The sequence below is a fragment of the Bradyrhizobium barranii subsp. apii genome, from assembly GCF_011516635.5.
Taxonomy (GTDB): Bacteria; Pseudomonadota; Alphaproteobacteria; order Rhizobiales; family Xanthobacteraceae; genus Bradyrhizobium; species Bradyrhizobium barranii.
On the sequence record NZ_CP096256.1, the window covers coordinates 40928 to 57798 of the forward strand.

At 62.0% G+C, this 16871-nt stretch carries 11 protein-coding genes and 7 pseudogenes; 5 read left to right on the plus strand and 13 right to left on the minus strand.

Going from position 1 to position 16871, the window contains the following annotated elements; all coding sequences use genetic code 11:
* Positions 1-31 precede the first annotated feature (31 nt).
* Complete coding sequence (locus HAP41_RS47420; RefSeq protein ID WP_166064748.1) at positions 32-1306, minus strand: IS256 family transposase; 1275 nt, start codon at positions 1304-1306, stop codon at positions 32-34.
* 298 nt (positions 1307-1604) lie between these two features.
* Between HAP41_RS47420 and HAP41_RS47425 the strand changes: the two are divergent.
* Positions 1605-1787 (plus strand): annotated as a pseudogene (locus HAP41_RS47425) (DDE-type integrase/transposase/recombinase); the annotation flags it as partial.
* 43 nt (positions 1788-1830) lie between these two features.
* Positions 1831-2028, plus strand: coding sequence for an integrase core domain-containing protein (locus tag HAP41_RS47430; RefSeq protein ID WP_248577268.1), 198 nt, complete (start codon positions 1831-1833; stop codon positions 2026-2028).
* Here HAP41_RS47430 and HAP41_RS47435 read toward each other — a convergent pair.
* Positions 1998-2642: a hypothetical protein gene (locus HAP41_RS47435; protein WP_166106970.1), complete on the minus strand. Its 645-nt coding sequence runs from the start codon at positions 2640-2642 to the stop codon at positions 1998-2000. The genes HAP41_RS47430 and HAP41_RS47435 overlap by 31 nt on opposite strands.
* A 247-nt stretch (positions 2643-2889) precedes the next feature.
* Here HAP41_RS47435 and istA (HAP41_RS47440) point away from each other — a divergent pair, with 247 nt between their 5' ends.
* Complete coding sequence (gene istA, locus HAP41_RS47440) at positions 2890-4431, plus strand: IS21 family transposase (protein WP_166065845.1); 1542 nt, start codon at positions 2890-2892, stop codon at positions 4429-4431.
* Between the two features lie 16 nt (positions 4432-4447).
* Positions 4448-5209, plus strand: coding sequence for an IS21-like element helper ATPase IstB (istB, locus tag HAP41_RS47445; protein WP_166063422.1), 762 nt, complete (start codon positions 4448-4450; stop codon positions 5207-5209).
* A gap of 102 nt (positions 5210-5311) precedes the next feature.
* Here the strand turns inward: istB and HAP41_RS47450 are convergent.
* The 4 genes and pseudogenes from HAP41_RS47450 to HAP41_RS47465 form a co-directional block, all read right to left on the minus strand.
* Positions 5312-6667: pseudogene (locus HAP41_RS47450) on the minus strand (recombinase family protein); the annotation flags it as partial.
* Positions 6657-6893 (minus strand): hypothetical protein, encoded by a 237-nt coding sequence (locus tag HAP41_RS47455; RefSeq protein WP_156504748.1) that lies wholly within the window; start codon positions 6891-6893, stop codon positions 6657-6659. The pseudogene HAP41_RS47450 and the gene HAP41_RS47455, both read right to left, overlap by 11 nt.
* A gap of 1595 nt (positions 6894-8488) precedes the next feature.
* Positions 8489-9517, minus strand: a complete 1029-nt coding sequence (locus HAP41_RS47460; protein WP_166106930.1) for an IS110 family RNA-guided transposase — start codon at positions 9515-9517, stop codon at positions 8489-8491.
* A 75-nt stretch (positions 9518-9592) separates the two neighbouring features.
* Complete coding sequence (locus HAP41_RS47465; protein ID WP_166106932.1) at positions 9593-10297, minus strand: hypothetical protein; 705 nt, start codon at positions 10295-10297, stop codon at positions 9593-9595.
* Positions 10298-10339: 42 nt separating this feature from the next.
* Here HAP41_RS47465 and HAP41_RS47470 point away from each other — a divergent pair, with 42 nt between their 5' ends.
* A complete protein-coding gene (locus tag HAP41_RS47470; RefSeq protein ID WP_166106972.1) occupies positions 10340-10549 on the plus strand; it encodes a hypothetical protein in 210 nt (69 codons plus the stop codon).
* Between the two features lie 146 nt (positions 10550-10695).
* Here the strand turns inward: HAP41_RS47470 and HAP41_RS47475 are convergent.
* From HAP41_RS47475 to HAP41_RS47505, 7 genes and pseudogenes are all read right to left on the minus strand, one after another.
* A pseudogene (locus tag HAP41_RS47475) lies at positions 10696-10941 on the minus strand (ATP-binding protein); the annotation flags it as partial.
* A gap of 271 nt (positions 10942-11212) precedes the next feature.
* Positions 11213-12235: an IS110 family RNA-guided transposase gene (locus HAP41_RS47480; RefSeq protein WP_166106974.1), complete on the minus strand. Its 1023-nt coding sequence runs from the start codon at positions 12233-12235 to the stop codon at positions 11213-11215.
* Between the two features lie 55 nt (positions 12236-12290).
* Positions 12291-12818: pseudogene (locus HAP41_RS47485) on the minus strand (ATP-binding protein); the annotation flags it as partial.
* Positions 12819-12829: 11 nt separating this feature from the next.
* Positions 12830-14366, minus strand: a pseudogene (gene istA / locus HAP41_RS47490) (IS21 family transposase).
* Between the two features lie 229 nt (positions 14367-14595).
* Positions 14596-14832 (minus strand): annotated as a pseudogene (locus HAP41_RS47495) (WGR domain-containing protein); the annotation flags it as partial.
* 177 nt (positions 14833-15009) lie between these two features.
* Positions 15010-15845: pseudogene (locus tag HAP41_RS47500) on the minus strand (IS5 family transposase).
* A 221-nt stretch (positions 15846-16066) separates the two neighbouring features.
* Positions 16067-16561 carry a hypothetical protein gene (locus HAP41_RS47505; RefSeq protein ID WP_166106976.1) on the minus strand — a complete coding sequence of 165 codons (495 nt, stop codon included), beginning with the start codon at positions 16559-16561 and terminating at the stop codon, positions 16067-16069.
* Positions 16562-16871 lie beyond the last annotated feature (310 nt).

The following is a 16871-nucleotide window of genomic DNA, read 5'->3' on the forward strand; positions in this document are numbered from 1 at the left end:
CTACGTCGGGTCGACGTTGCCGGAATGAATATTACGCAGCCCTCGTGACGTGGGCAACGGACTTGATTGTCATGCGATCGTGGTGAGCTTGAAGGGCCGCACGCAGAACCGACAATTGCTTATGCGCCTTCAATCGTCGGAAGCCCTTGTTGGCCTCGATCATACCGGCCGCGACCCATCGCAAGGCCATACCGGCATCCCGCCAGCGTTTAACGTTGCGCGTGACGCGGCGAATGGTGCCCATCATGTTCTCGGCGATATTGGTACAGGCGAGCGATCGGCGAAGCTCCTTCGGCAACTTCAACCGGACGACAGTCAGGATTTCGTCGAGGCCTTCGAGGATACTGGCCGCAACGCCGGGCCATTGCTGGTCGAGTCGACGCGCGAGATTGCGGATCAATTTTTCAGCCTTGTCGGCGTCATCGAGCTCCCAGGCCTGGCGCAGCACCCGGCGGGTGGCCGCATGATGCTCTTTCGGCAGGCGTTCCATGATGTTGCGCGCCTTGTGGATCTGGCAGCGCTGGATCGCAGCGGCCGAACCGAAGGTGCGGCGGATCGCCTTCGACAACGCCTTCGCGCCGTCGGCGATGAACAGTCTTGGCACCGTCGGGTCGAGCCCGCGCGAGACCAGGTTGTCCAGCAGGGCCTGAACCGTTGCTGCATTCTCGGTCGCCCCTTCCACCAGCGCCAGCGGATGCTTGTTGCCTTCGCCGTCAACCCCGATCGCGGCCACCAGCACGAGATCGTCGTCGAGATGCAGCCCGTCGATTTGGACCACCAGAAGGTCGAGCGCGGACAGATCGGCAGCCATGAAGTCGGCCAGCCGCGCCGCCGACAGAGCCACGAACCTCCGCGAGGCCGCCGACTTCGAAATCCCCGATCCGGGCGGTGCCGGCACGTCACCCTCGGGCAGCCGGACGGCGCGGCCGAACCGGCGCGTCGACACATTGATCAGCATCAGGTTCATCGCCCAGCGACCGAGCCAGTCCTCCTGCGCCGCCGTTTCCCAGCTCGGGATCGTGACCTCGCGGCCGTCCATGCCCCGGACCCGCGGGCGATCGACCTCGATCTTGCCGCCGTGGAAACCGATCCGCCCCCGCGTTCGGCCCCAACGGTGCGCCCGCCGCGCCGCATCACGACCGTGGCGCGGCCCGCAGGCCGCTGTCACATCCGCCTCCATCATCGTGCCGAGCGCCTCGATTCCTGCCGCAAGGCAGAACCGATCGAAGCTCGCTCGCACTTCCGCAAATGATTTCTCCACAGCCCCGGTCGCCGGCCAACCAGCCGGTGTGATATCTCTCGTCATGGCGTTGCTCTCCTTTGTGGAATCAGCACCCCGAGCCTACCGGCTCAAGGTGGGCAACGCCGACCTCTTCAGAAATTCAACAGAACCCGGGACATCCCCCCTGCTGGCTGCCGAGGGGTGCAAGATCGGCCGCCGGCATGTCAAAACGCTAATGCGGCGGATGGGGATAGAGGCGCTCTATCGCCGTCCGCGCACCACCCAACCCGAGCCCGGCCACAAGATCTATCCGTACCTGCTGCGTGGTATGGAGATCACGCGTCCGAACCAGGTCTGGGCGATGGACATCACCTACATCCCGATGGCGCAAGGCTTCGTCTATCTGGCCGTGGTGCTGGACTGGGCGACCCGCCGGGTTCTGTCGTGGCGGCTGTCGATCACCATGGAGGCTGCATTCTGCGTCGCGACACTGGAAGATGCCCTGGCTCGTCACGGCAAACCGGAGATCTTCAACACCGACCAAGGCTCGGCAGTTCACCGGCGCGGCGTTCACCGGCGTGCTCACCGACAACGGCATCGCCATCAGTATGGACGGCCGGGGCGCCTGGCGGGACAACGTGTTCGTCGAGCGGCTGTGGCGCAGCGTCAAATACGAGGAGGTTTATCTGCGGGCCTACGAGAGCGTCAGCGAAGCTCGAGCCTCGATCGGCCGATACCTCGACTTTTACAACCGCGCATCAGAACACCCATTTGTCTATGTTGTTGAAGAGAAGAGACTTTGTTGATCGGGATGCGATCCTGCGGGGTATCTTGGGTTCTGCCGCGCTCGTTCGGTGATGGATGTGGCGGCATCCGTGGTCAAGGCCGCGCGCGCAAAGATCCATGGCCCATCCGGCAGAGGGTGGACCGCGTCGATCTGACCAGCTTCTGCGGCCAAGCGCAGCGTCTTGGATGCGACCTTGATAAGCCTGGCGGCGTCGGAGAGATTGAGCCATGGCTCGACGCTATCCTCGGCCCGCCGAAAGACGGGTATCCGATGATAAGATCGCGTGGTTGTGACGCGCTCACGGGTCCAACGGTTGCCGTTGCCCGTCTTGAGGCCGTTGCGGTTGAGCAGGCCCGCAATCAGGTCGTCGCTGGCGATCAGCACCAGTTGCCGGATGGCTGCGATGATGTCACCGGAGGTGCTGTTACGCTGCCCCCGTCGACGCTTCGGCAGCCGCATCTCGCTGTGAGCGCCGCCCGCCCAATGCACGACAAGAACGATCTCGGACGCTTCGTCATCGATATCGGCAACGACCTCGTGGATCAGCGTACGGACGATGCGCTTCTTCAGCCGCGCATCGATGGTCGGCCCTGACCAGATTGACTTGAGGTCTGAGGCCAGCACGCTGAGCATCGTTGGATCGATCGCTGTCGGTGCGGTCGTCGCATCATGCGCGGCAATCTTGCTCTCTACCTCGACGACACGGGTGCATGTTTCGCGGGATCGTGAGCACGGATTTCAGGGGATCGTGAGCAGAGATTTCAGACGATCGTGAGCACGGATTTCGCGGGATCGTGAGCAGCTTTTCAGCAACTCAGCCCGCTTCGGCCGACAACTCAACCGGCTTAGGAACTGCCTCGTCAGTGAACGAGGAAGGCCGATGCCCACCCAGAGATTGTCGATGCGCCGGATCAAAGAGGTTCTCCGCTTAAAACATGTTCAAGGCTTGCCGGAGCGAGCCATCGCGCGCACCTTGGGCATCAGCAACGGCGCCGTGCACAGCTATCTACGCCGAGCCGGGGCTGCCGGGCTGAACTGGCCGTTGCCGGCCGGAATGAGCGACGAGGACCTGGAGCTGCTGCTTTTCCCGGCGCCGAGGCCTGCGTCGCAGAGCCCCCAGCGGGCCGTTCCCGACTGGGGCTATGTCGACAAGGAGCTGCGCCGACGCAACGTGACCCGTCGGCTGCTGTGGGACGAGTATCGCGCCACCCATCCCGATGGCTTCGGCTACACCTGGTTCTGCACGACGTACGAGGCCTGGAAGGGGCGAGCCCGGCCTTCGATGCGGCAGACGCATCTGGGCGGCGAGAAGGTTTTCGTGGATTTCGCCGGCGACACCATCGACGTCATCGATCCCTCAAACGGGGAAGTGCAGTCGATGAAGCTGTTCGTCGCGGCGATGGGCGCCTCCAACTATACCTATGCCGAGGCCTGTCCAAGCGAGGGGCTCGCCGACTGGATCCGGGTCCACATCAATCTTTTCGCCTTCCTCGGCGGCGTGCCGACATTCGTAGTCTGCGACAATCTCAAGGCCGCCGTCACCAATCCCGACCGCCACGATCCCGGCCTCAACCGAACCTATGCCGAGATGGCGAGCCATTACGGCACGGCCATTCTCGCAGCCCGGCCGCGGCGCCCAAAAGATAAGGCAAAGGTCGAAGTTGCGGTGCAAGTCGCCCAGCGATGGATTCTGGCGCGGCTGCGCAACCAACGCTTCTTTTCGTTGGCGGAGCTGAACGCAGCCATCAAAACACTCGTCGTCGAACTCAATGCAAGGCAGATGCGCGACTTTGGCGCCAGTCGCGCCGAACTGTTCGCCGAGCTCGACAAGCCCAAGCTTACAAAGCTGCCGGACCAGGCTTACGCTTTCGCACGCTGGAAGCGATGCCGGATCGGCCCCGACTATCATATCGAGATCGATGGACACTGGTATTCCGCGCCGTATCGGCTCATCCGTGAGCTTGTCGACGCACGCATCGATGACAGAACGGTCGAGATCTTCCACAACGGCCGCAGGATCGCCAGCCACGCCCGCGCGCCCAACCGGCGGGGCCACACCACCATCGCCGACCATATGCCCAGCGCCCATCGGCGCTACGGTCAATGGACGCCCGCCGGAGTGATCGTCGCCGGCGAGCGGATCGGTCCGTCGACCGCCGCCTTCTTCCAGGCCGTGATCGCGGCCCGGCCGCATCCCGAGCAAGGCTTTCGCACCTGCCTCGGCATTCTGTCACTGGTCAAAAGCTACAGCGCGGAGCGCGTCGAAGCGGCCTGCCGGCGCGGCATTCTGATCAAGGCGCGATCCGTCGCCTCGATCCGCTCCATCCTCCAGAACGGTCTGGATCGTACCTTTCTCGACGAGCCCTCCGAACACCAACCCCTGCGCCACGGCAACATCCGCGGCCGCGATTATTTTCACTGAAGCCAAGGAGACCTGTATGCTCAACCATCCCACCCACGAACGCCTGATCGAGCTCGGCTTGAGCGGCATGGCCAAGGCCTTCGAGGAGCAGCGACGATCGCCTGATCTCGAAGCCTTGCCGTTCGAAGATCGCATCGGCCTGCTGGTCGACCGGGAAGCGGCGGAACGCGACACCAGGCGGCTCACCACGCGCCTCAAGCTGGCCTCGCTCCGCCAGAATGCCTGCGTGGAGGACGTCGATTTGCGCACGCCGCGGGGTATCGACCGGGCCGTCTTCGCCAAGCTCGCCAGCGGCGACTGGATCGATCGCCACGAGAATTTGCTCATAACCGGGGCGACCGGATTGGGCAAAAGTTGGTTAGCCTGTGCCCTCGGCCACAAGGCCTGCCGAGATAATCGCTCGGTCCTCTATCACCGCGTCCCAAGATTGTTCGAAGCGTTGGGGCTCGCGCGGGGCGATGGACGTTATGCCCGCTTGCTCAAAACCCTTGGCCGCGCCCAGGTTCTGATTTTGGATGATTGGGGATTGTCGGTGCTCACCGCTGCCGAGCGGCGCGATCTACTGGAAATCCTTGACGATCGCCATGGCCGCTCCTCCACCATCGTAACCAGCCAACTCCCTGTGGACACATGGCACGAAGTTATCGGAGATCCCACGCTAGGCGACGCGATTCTGGATCGCCTCGTCCACAACGCTCACCGCCTCCAGCTTGCTGGCGAAAGCATGCGAAAACGCAACGCCAAAACCATCACCCTTGACGAGCAGCCAGAACGCTGACCCTATCACCGCCTCGGCCGGAGCGAGGCTGCTCACGATCGTCTGAATTCGGCGCTCATGATCGCGCGAAATCGCTGCTCACGATCACTGAAATATGCAGACACGGGCAAGCGAGCGATTCCAGCGCGTCTCAAGCTCCGCGGCAACCAGGCGATTTGCCGGATCCGCCGTGTCATATTGCCGGAAGGCACGATCGGCGGCGTAACGGGCCGCTTCGAGATCACGGCCGAGCGCTTCGCGAACTTGATCCCTCTGATGTGTGGCTTGGGCTGCGGCGGCCGTAGCCGCCGCAACGGCGCCGGGTCCGACAACGCCGAGCAGTGCCCCTTCGATCGCATCATCGACGCGCAAGCCACCGAACGCGATGCAGCGCGGTTCGCCGTTGTCCATCCAGCCGCGCGAGCAGCTGTAACGGGGGATGTGATGCTTCATACCGCTGTAGCGCAGCGTCAGCTTGCGGCCACAACGCCGGCAGCGGATGAGCCCAGCGAGCAGCGCCTCGCCATGCTTGGGCGCGCCATGATGCCGGCTCGTGGGCACGTTACTGGAGACCATTGTACGGATCGCTTCGAACCTCTCCCAGTTCACATAGCCTTCGTGGGCGTCCGGCTTGAGGACGAGCCACTCGGCGCGCGCCTTCCGCCGGATCTTCGCGCCTGCGCCATGGACGCCGTACCCCGTCGCTACGGCTGTTCTACCATAGGCGTAGGCTCCGCCGTAGACCGGGTTCTCGACCATCCTGTGGAGAGTCGCGTAGCTGGGCCGCCGCCAGGCTGTGTCGCCGTTCGGCTGCTTCACTGGTAGGTCGAGGCCGTGCTCATGGAACCACAGCAGCGCCTGCCGCGCGGTCCCGAGTTCCTCGATCTTGTCGAAGACGAGCGTAATGGCGTCCTGCACACGCCGGTCCGGATCCTTCTCGTAGCGATCACCAACCTTCACAAAGCCGACTGGCGTGGCCGCAATCAGTTCGCCACGGCTGGCCTTCTCGTAGCGTGCCGAGAGCGAGCGTTGTCGCAAAAGGTCCAGCTCATACTCGTTGAGGCTCCCCTTCAGCCCGAGAAGCAGTCGGTCGTTGCCATGCCGCGGAGCATAGACAGCTTCCTGGTCAACCAGCACCGTGTCGACGACGCGACACATCTCGATCAGCTGTTGCCAATCCCGGCTATTGCGGGCAAAGTGCGAGACCTCCCGCGCACAGACTGCGCCGACCTTGCCGAGGCAGACCTCGGCCACCATCCGCTCGAAGCCCGCGCGCTGGACGCCGCCGGCAGCGGAACGCCCAAGATCATCGTCGATCACCTCGATCTTGGACCACCCCAGCGCCGTCAATCGGTCGCGCATCGCGTATTGCAACGCGCTGCTCTCACGATTGTGCAGAACCTGATGGGCGGAGGACTGGCGCACATAGAGGATCGCCTTGCGTTCGAGATGGTGAGGGCGGACCTTGTCACTGATCATGACCGTCTTCCCTCTTCGCGAGCGTTGCGCTTACCCGTGCATGGTCCAGCACCAGCTGCGTCATCAAGTTCACCAGCGCATCCTGCGCCTCCTTCGGCAGCTCCCGCCATTCCGGTACCCCGACGGCGCCGTGCGCTATGCCACCCGTGAACAGGTCCATCTGATGCACGCCGAACCGCCGGTTGCGCCGAACCGGGTTCGCCGATATCGCCGTCCTGCTTGCCATGAGCCTCTCCCCGATTCTCATCGTGAGAGACTCCGCATGCACCGGAAAGCGGTTCATTCAATGATGATGTCGCGCTCTTGACCGCTGAATCGACAAGCGACGACAACGCGTTGAGCGCTTCCAGGCTGACAAAGGGCTCTGCCGTTAGGCTGCCACCGCGAGCACATGCCGCGCGGTCGAACATCCAGGATGGGATCTCCAGAAAACGCCGCGTCTCCGATCCATCCAGCGTGCAGCGGAAAACAACGCCGTCCGCCTTGTCGATCACACCATGGACGAAAACCTCGCGGCCTGCCCAAGGGTGATGCCGGTACAGAACCTCACGGCATACGGTCCCGTGGGCGTTCTCAAGCCTTGTTGTACAATGGCCGGCGTCCCCACTCGAGCCTTGACCGCGGCGCTCCGGATCAAGCCTACTTCAACTCGCTGCCGCTCCGCATGGCAGCCTAACCACGGCAGACGCTCCACCTATCAACGCGGAAATTCTGTCCAAACAACCGGGGCCAGCTCTGTCATTGATCGGCAGGCGTTTGAGGCCAGCTTCTACGCATTGTTGGAAAAGTGGAGGCTGCGTCGGTACACGCCGTGATCAAAATAGACGTCAGTGCAAATCAAGGCGCTTGAGCCGGCCTTACGATCAATTGCAGACCGATGCGTGATCACCATTCCTATTTGGTGGCGCCTGCTCCGGCGCGATCGATGACCCAGGCCACCATGTTGCCCTTGGCCTCTTGAGCCTGCACGTGCCGGAGGGCCTCGGAGTAGGTTAGTAAGGGCGTTTTGTCGCGTCCGTGACACGGTGATGTTCGGCCGGCGTGCCGCCGCACTCAGTTAAGCCGTTGAATAGATAGCAGAACGCTTTTCTGGGCTGTTCCTATGCAGTTGGCACGATTCTTGATTTTCTTGCCAGCATCGCTCACTCATCCTAAGATTTGGAAAGGACACAGCAATGAAGGCCGATATCTCAGCCTTGGGTCTAACGGAACTAACTCCTGAGGAAGCATCTGCTACTTCGGGAGGCGTGCTTTGGGGGGTTGTGTTTGCAATTGTCGGCGTTGTTGGGATGGCAGCTGCCGCAATAGGTGGATATATAGGGGGCGGTCCACGTTGAGGATAAGCTCGGGACGCTTACAGGCGAAATCGTTGCCAAAACCGCATTGCCTCAAACGGCGTTGATGACGGTAAGCCGGTCCCTCTTATCCACGCGGGAACGACAGAAGGACGTTCGCTTTGTCAATCGGCGTCCTTTAATTGCGGTTTGTTGTCAAGCTTACATTTCTGAACTCGCCCACGGCACGGAGGTAGTGCTCGCGCCGTCGGAGCTGGTCCGGGTTGCGGAGACGGCGCGGGCGCGGCTGATACGTGCTTTGCCGGCCAGGCATTGGATCGCCGGGGCTGGTTGATGTCTTCGCTGGGGTCACGGTCCTTTCCGAGGTCGCGCAGCGCCTCATGATGATGTCCGGGTCGGGCGCCTCAACGTTTGCAGCGGAGTGCGGACGAGCCGCCACCAGCCGATTGACCGAGGTCGCCACAACACCGTCCCAGCGGGACATCGCCAGTCCGGCAGCCCGGACCAGGAACTTTACAAGATCGGATCAGGCTTCCTTCGCCTGGCCCCAGTCGAACGATGTGCCGTCGACCCAGATACAGTGAAGAACGATGGCGATTTTGCGCGCGATGGCGACCTTTGCCTTTCGCATGCCAATCCGATTGGCGAGCTTCATGCCCCAAGCCTTGAGAGAGGACCATTTCTTCGTTCGATAAAGCAGGACGGTCGCCGCCTCGTACAGGTACGTTCGGAGAAGACGGTCGCCCCATCGTGATATCTTGCCATTGATGTCAGTTTCACCAGACTGGTTTCGTCGGGGCGTAAGACCCAGATAGGCGCCGACGCTTGATGCCGATCGGAAGCGCGATGGGTCGTCGATCGTATGGCGGAAGGCCAAGGCGGTCACCACGCCGACACCAGGAACCGTCATCAGGCGGCGCGTCGTCTCATCCGACTTCGCCAACTGGCGGACTTCGTCGTCGAACTTGCTTTGCTGCTTGCAGATCTGCTCATGGATCGACAGAAGCGGCGCGATCACACCGAGGAGTTGATGATCTTCGCCCAATAGCTCGCAGACCTGATTGCGAAACTTCAGTCCGATCGCGCGTGGGAAGAGCAAGCCGTATTCTTTGATTAGACTGCGGACCTGGTTCTCGATATCTCGACGAATGGCCACGAGCCGAGATCTCGCGATGAGTATCGCGCGGATCTTCTGACTTTCCTCACTCTTGACTTTGACTTCTCGATACCAGCCAACCCGCACCAATTCGGCCAGACCTCGAGCATCATTCCGATCGCTCTTGTTCATGCGTACGGACAAAGCCGCGTGGGCATGCCGCGCGTCGATGCAGACCACCGGAAGATCAACCCTACGAAGTTCATGCCATAGCCAACTCGCCATCGCCCCGGTCTCAAATCCGATGCGCTCCGCCTGTGGCGCCCGCTTGCGAAGCAGTGCCGTGAGCGCCCCCGGGTCGGACTTGGCCTTTCCCTCGAACAAGACCTGACCCACTTCGTCGACCACACATACTGACGTTTCTCTTTGCGAGACATCCAGCCCAACATATTGCTTCATAGCCCCCTCCGATTCGCGAGATTGCGGGAAGGCTTGAAGATAGCGGACCTTTCGAGCCGCGGGCGCCGACCGCAATTACGTCATCGTGTCCAATTTTGGCTCGCGTATTGCCGCATTAGCGAATGTTACCCTCATGGCGCCATCGTACTGGTCGATACGACCTTGAAGGATTGGCCGCGCCAAGTGGCTTTTCCGGCTTGCTCGACGACCGGCTTGCTCGACGAGAGGGGCTGTGGGCGGGTCGGGCCCTACATAGCCCGGGCCGTCCACAGCCCCGGGCCATGGGGCAGCGGTTGTGGCGTCGTCGAGCGGGCCCTGGGCGACCAACCGTTCGGCAGCCCTTCGTCTGAGCGCCCTCAGCAGACGTTGCACAATCGAATGCTGTCTCTTTCCGAACTCCTCGGGGTGTTTCTCGCGCAGCCGGCCGACAATTGCGAGTGCCGTCAGCTGCGGCTGCTCTGCGAGCCACGCTTCGATCGCGGCAATATGCGGGTCGAGCTTGGACGGCATGCGAACTCTGGTCTTATAGGGTCGACGAGTTCGCCGGTGTGTAGCACGCGGCTCGCCGACCGTCACGCTCTTGCCGAGCGTCTTCGCGAACGTCGCTGCGGTCGCTGGCAGGATGCTAGTGTGAGCGGGTTGCGGGCCGCGCGCCTGTCCGGCACGACGATCGACGCGATTGCCTAGTTCCTCTTGGATCGCGCGAATCTCTGCCAACAGCGCGACCGGATCGAGCGAGCGATACTGATCGCGTAGCCGTTTCTTCACGGCCGCGGTCACCTTGGGATGCGCTAAGGCACGCTCTTAGGGCGTCGATGGGAGATGATAGCGCTTGATCACTTTAGCTCCTTCGCGACGCTTCTCCTTCAGCTTGAACGACGGTTGGAAGAAGTTGATGTCGCCCATCATACGCGCCGTCTCGACGCCATCGAAGCGGCCATAGCCCATGAGGCGGCGGACGACGGTGCGTATTCCACTGATGGTGATCAGCGATTGCAGGCGATCGTGATCACGGATTCCAGACGATGGTGATCACTTGCGGAGGCGAACACGACTGACGTGTTTAATGTGTGCTGGAAATGGTCTTCCTGGTCAAGACAGACGGGAGGGTTTGGAGATCGGTCCGGCGGTCCATGGGAGGGACCTGTGGGCCGGTGGGGCGATCGGGCGTGCGGTGGTCACGCGTTTGTCCTATCGTCGGCCCGCCGACGCAGGCTGTCGCCCTTGAGCTCGATGCGGTGTGCATTGTGAATGATGCGATCCAAGATGGCATCGCCAAGCGTGGGATCGGCAATCACGTCATGCCATTGCGACACGGGGAGCTGACTTGTGATCAACAATGATCCCTTGTCGTAGCGATCATCGACGATCTCGAGTAGATCACGACGCTGGTCGGCGGTGAGCGGTTCGGGTCCCCAGTCGTCATATGTGGACGGCCTCTGATGGCAAGCACAATTTGGCACTGCGAACGACTTGGACGGCTGCGATCGTATGTCCGGCCTTTAGCGCGGATCATATCTCCGCTGGCCCTGATGAAGTCCGACAACCAAGGGGTCACATCAAGGATGCGAGCTTTAAAGCTCACACGACTGGTCGGGTTTTCCTGGTTTTCGGTGGCGACCGTTGTCTTTCATCATGCCTTTCTTGCACTTACCAAGCTTATAATTCTTTGATTCGGATGCGGCTGTCCGACACTCAAGGTTTGGCGAACATCTCGGTGCGGAAGCATTCTCCGGTTTTCATCATTGCCCAGATGATCCGAGCAAGCTTGTTGGCGAGGGCGACGGTCACAAGCCGCGCCAGCTTTTTAGCCAAAAGCCCGACAATCCAGTCGCGCAAGCCGCCGCGGCGTTTTTCCACAACGTTTAGAAGCGATGTTGCTCCGAGAACGAGTAGCTTCCTTATATATCGATTACCCGCCTTGGTGATGGTTCCGAGAGTTGGTTTACCCCCGCTCGAAATTTGCCTGGGTGTCAGACCCAGCCAGGCAGCAAAATCCCGTCCCGAATTGAATACGCTTGGGTCTGGTACACTGGCTGTAATTACCGAGGCAACAAGCTTGCCAACGCCGGGAATTTCTCCGAGCGAACGGCTCGTCTCGCTGAGCGCGTGAGCCTTGGCGATCTCTCTCTCCAAATCATCGAGCGCGCTTCCGAGCGCATCAATTTGCTGACCGAGAACCTTCGCGGCCACGACAGCAGCGTCGGGAAGAGTCGCGTCGCCTTCTGCGAGGCCTAAAAGCTCGTCGACGCGGCCGGTGCCCTTGGCGACGACAAGACCGAATTCGGCCAAGTGGCCGCGTAGAGCGTTCACGCTCATCGTTCGCTGTTTGACCAGCAGCTCGCGCGTCTTGTGCAACATCAGGGTCGCTTGCTGATCAGCGCTCTTGATCGGCACAAAACGCATGGCAGGACGCGAGACCGCTTCACAGATGGCTTCCGCATCGACGGCATCGTTCTTACCTCGTTTGACATAGGGCTTTGTGTAGGCCGGCGGCATCAGAGACACATCGTGTCCCATGGCCTTCAGTTCGCGCGCCCAATAGTGCGCTGAGCCGCAAGCCTCCATGCCAACGCGGCACGGCTCGATCTTCGAGAAGAACTCGCGCATCGTCCGGCGCGTCAGCTTGCGCTTTACGGCTGGTGCATCCTCACTAGACAGCGCATGAATCTGAAAATAGTTCTTGGCGAGATCAACGCCTATTCTGATAAACTTCATCTCGGACGGTCTCCCTTCTTTGTGGCGCTCTGGCGACCACGCCTTGGCACTATGATGCCGTTGAGGTGAGGCCGTCCACACCATCAAGGATGAGGAGATCGACGCGGCCGAGCGCGCGCAGCAGGCGGGGGTGGCGGCCGTCACCGCGCGCCAAAGCCAGATCGCTGAACAGTCGCGGGACGCGCTGATAGAGCACGGAGCGATTGTCGCGGCAGGCTTTGTTGCCGAGCGCCGAGGCGAGCCAGCTCTTGCCGACGCCGGACGGGCCACAGATCAAAAGATTGGCGTGGTCGGCGATCCATTGGCCTTCGACCAGCATCGTCAAGAGGCTGCGGTCGAGGCCGCGCGGGGTGCGATAGTCGATGTCCTCGACGCAGGCCTGCTGGCGCAGCTTGGCATATTGAAGCCGCTTCGACAGTCGCTTGTCGCGTCGCAGCGACGCTTCACGTTCGAGCAGGAGCGCAAGCCATTCGGCGTGGCCGAGGCTGGCGGCCTCGCCGCCGGCTTCGATGTCGGCGAAGGCCTTGGCCATGCCGTGAAGGCCGAGCTGATGGAGCTGATCGAGGGTCGGATGGGTGAGCAAGGCGTGATCTCCTAATTGTAGTAGCGCGGCCCGCGGATGTTGGGATGGAGGATCGGCGCGTCGTCCGCGGAGCGCTTGGGTGAAGGACGCCGATCAAGATTGTTGGCGAGGATCGATTTGACCGAACCGTAAGTGCGCGCGCCGATATCGATCGCCCGTATGGCTGCGGCATCGAGCCGCTCTTGCCCGTAGGAGCGGGCCAGCCGGATGATGCCGAGGCAGGCGCGGAAGCCCTGCTCGGGGTGTGTGCGTTCATCCAGGATCAGATCACACAGCGCCGCGGTGGCCGGCCCGATCGTGGCGGCATCCTTGCGGATGCGCTCGATGGTCCAGCCGGCGTAGCGCCGATGACTGGAGGCCATGTGCTCCGGCACGGTCGTGTGCTTGTGGTTGCCGCTCACGCGTTGATGCGCGGCGATCCGCTCGCCCTTGTGGAAAATCTCCACGGTGCGGGCGGTGAAGCGCACCTCGACCTCGGCGCGGACGAAGCGATGCGGGACGCTGTAGTAATGCGCCTCGACCTCGACGTGATAGTCGATGCTGACCCGGCAGATCCGCCACTCGGCGAACACGTAAGGGCTCTCCGGCAAGACCTTCAGTGCCGGCCGGTCGATCTCCTCCAATAGCTTGCGGCGGGTGACGCCGAGCCGCCGGATCGGCCGCTCCTCGTTGAGCCGGGTCATTAACTCGGCGATCGCCGCGTTGACCTCGGCGAGGCTGTGGAAGATCCGGTGGCGCAGCCGTCCGAGCAGCCAGCGCTCGACCATGAGGACCGCCTGCTCGACCTTGGCCTTGTCCCGTGGCCGTCGTGGCCTGGCAGGCAGAATGGCGGTGCCGTAATGCGCCGCCATATCGGCGTAGCTGCGGTTGATCTGCGGATCGTAGAGGCAGGCCTTGATCACCGACCTTGGTGTTGTCCGGCACCAGCAGTGCCGGCACGCCGCCGATCGCCTCGAAGGCGCCGACGTGCCCGCTGATCCAGTCGGCGAGGCCCTGCGTCCAGGTCGCCTGCGCGTAGGTGAAGCTCGATGCGCCGAGCACCGCGACGAAAATCTGCGCGGCGCGCCGCTCGCCGGTGAGCCGGTCGATCACCACCGGCACGCCGTCGCCCGCATAGTCGACGAACAGCTTCTCGCCGGCAGCGTGCGACTGGCGCATCGTCACCGACAGCCGGCCTTCCCAAGCCCGGTAGAGCTCGCAGAACCGCGAATAGCGATACCCGCTGGGTTCGCCCGCGATGTACTCCTCCCACACGATCGACAGCGTCACGTGCTTGCGCTTGAGCTCGCGATGCACCGCCGCCCAGTCCGGCTCGGCCTGCCGCCGATGGCCCCGCCGGGTGCCCGGACCGGCTCCGGCGCTGGCGAACAGCCGGGCCTCCAGCACCGTGTCGGTGACGTCGTCTGGCAACGGCCAGGTCAGCCCCGCCGCCTCGAACCGGCGGATCGTCAACCGCACCGTCGAAGGGGCCGTGCCGACCCGCCGCGCAATCTCGCGGGTCGGCATCCCGGCCGACTTCAATCTGATCACATCGCGCACATGGCGCATCGCAAACCTCTCCGTCGGCATCCAGGTCCCCCTTCGCAAAGCCGAAAGGCGGGACCGTATCGGAGCCAGAAGAGGCCTCGTCACCCCGGGCGACATCATCCCGGAATGGTGGGCGAGATCATCTCGGAATGGTGGGCGACATCAAATCGGAACGGTGGGCGAGATCATTCCGGAATGGTGGGCGACATCGAGCGGAATCAGCATAAGGTGAAGCTGTTGAATTTCGCCGGACGTAGCCGCGACGTGCTTTGCGCACGAGCCACGTCTCGAGCGCCTCGATGGCCTGCACCCGCCCAGCGAACAGATCGAGGCGCCGCCGGCCGCGCTGGCCGAGACGCCCCCATTCGCGCACCAATGCAGTATCGCCAAACAGTGTCGGCTCGATCGTGAGCACATAGAACCGCGCCATGTTACGGGCCGGATCGCAGCGTTCGAGCACGAGGTATTGCACCGTGAGTTCGGACATGCGTCAGAATCGCAGCTGCCGAAACGGCCGTCCAATTAAATTATCGAATCGATCAGGGGCAACGATTCAGAATTTTTATACCAGCGAGCAAATGACAGCCATTGATGAAAATGCGCGATTCGCAGCTGGCTGTCACAAGGGTCTGGCGTGCAGTCACTTAGAGTCTGTCCGGAAAGATTACCTTGGATTGCATAGCTTTCGCAGCATGAGTCGGATGGAGGCCAGCTTGAGAAAGGCGAGCGCCCTGTGATTGAAGCATTCCCAATCTTTGGACAGTCTTCGGCATCGCCCGAGCCAGGCAAAGGTACGCTCGACGATCCAGCGTTTGGGCAAGACGACGAAACGGTGAGCCTGATCGGAGCGTTTGACGATTTCGAGGTTCACGCGCTTCAGAGCGCTACGCAGCCCCTTCTGGAAATGTGGCCCTTGATATCCGCCGTCGGCGTAGAGCTTCAGAAGAAAGGGATAGAGGCCGAACAACGTTGCCATCAGGAGCACGCCGCCGTCGCGATCCTGGATGTCCGCCGCATGCACGATGGCGTGCATCAAGAGGCCTTGCGTGTCGACGAGAATGTGCCGCTTCTTGCCCTTGATCTTCTTGCCCGCGTCGTAGCCATGGAGATCATGAGGCCCCCTTTTTCAGCGCTTTTCACGCTCTGGCTATCGATGATGGCGGCGGTGGGAGAAGCCTCGCGCTCGGCCCTTTCGCGACATTCGACATAGAGGGCGTGATGAATTTTATCGAGCGTGCCGTTCCAGCTCCACAGATCGAAGTAGCCATACAGCGTCGAGCGCGGCGGCAGGTCCTTGGGGATCGCGCGCCACTGGCAACCTGTGCTCAGGATGTACATCAGCCCGTTGGCAATCTCGCGCAGGTCCACCGTACGCTTGTTGCCGCCGCGCTTGGCCGGCGGGATGCGAGGCGCGATCAGCGCCCACTCCTCGTCGGTCAAGTCGCTCGGATAGCGCAGGCGGCTGCGGTCGTAGCGTGCACGGTTCTCGGTAGTCCACATTGGCGGCGCGTCCCCATCGAATCAGGCCGCTCACCTTGAATCACAACCGATTCATTCGACTCAACATGTTTTGGAACAGACACTTAGAGAGACGGGCGCTGCACCCGAAGGGCGCGCTTGCGCGAGGGCTTGCACCTTGCGGCGAACGGAGATCTCCGTCAGGTCAGCCTGAGTGCAAGGTCAGGCCGCGCCGGTGAGATGAGCAATGAGGGATGCAGGAGCTACCGAACGGAAGGCGTTTTGGGCGGGTTGACGCTCCAGATGGGACGTGCCCATTGCTTGAAGGCGCTAATGCTCAACGAACCCCGGACATTGCGAGCGGTTGAACCAGGCTCGGCGAGTTTGGCGATAACCTTGGGGTAGGGTGCTTCCCACATGCCCGTTGGCTCAAGCGTTGCGTTGTCGAGGATGACGAGCAACACGGTGTCACAGGCCGCCCCCGGCTTGATCGACCCCAGCCGCTGACTTGGCGTGGAGGTCTCGCCGAACGCGCGCCCCTTGATCTGGATGCGCTCGTCGCCTAACGGCGTCTTGCGGATGGCATCGTAACCGGAGGTCCGTGGCGGCGCGAGTGTCAGCCCAAGTTTCTGGGCTGCGACGTACTCCGCAACCTCGCCGGTGACCCCGAGAGGCTTATTGGTGAGCCGGTAATATTCAGCTGCGAGCGGCTTCACCGCGGCAAGTATTTCTTCTACCCGTTTCGCATCCTTGTTCATGGCCAATCTTCCATTCTGGGTGGAACAGCAAGAGTGAAGTCGAGGCCATGGATGTGTTGGGCATGGCTCTTGGCCAGCGCCAAGAATTCCTGCTCGCTTCCCTCGTGGCGGAGAAAATGAAGTCCTGGATCGCGGAGTGGAGTTACGTCTTCAAGCCCCACCGGTCCGCTTATCACTGAATGCGCATGAAGCATGTGGGGCGGTCCCGCCTGTGGCCACAATAACCATCCCCTGACCACCACGTATTGAGGATGTTCAGCGTTTCGGCTTTGGTATGGCAGTTATTGAAGTCGGCCTCGGTGTAGGCAAT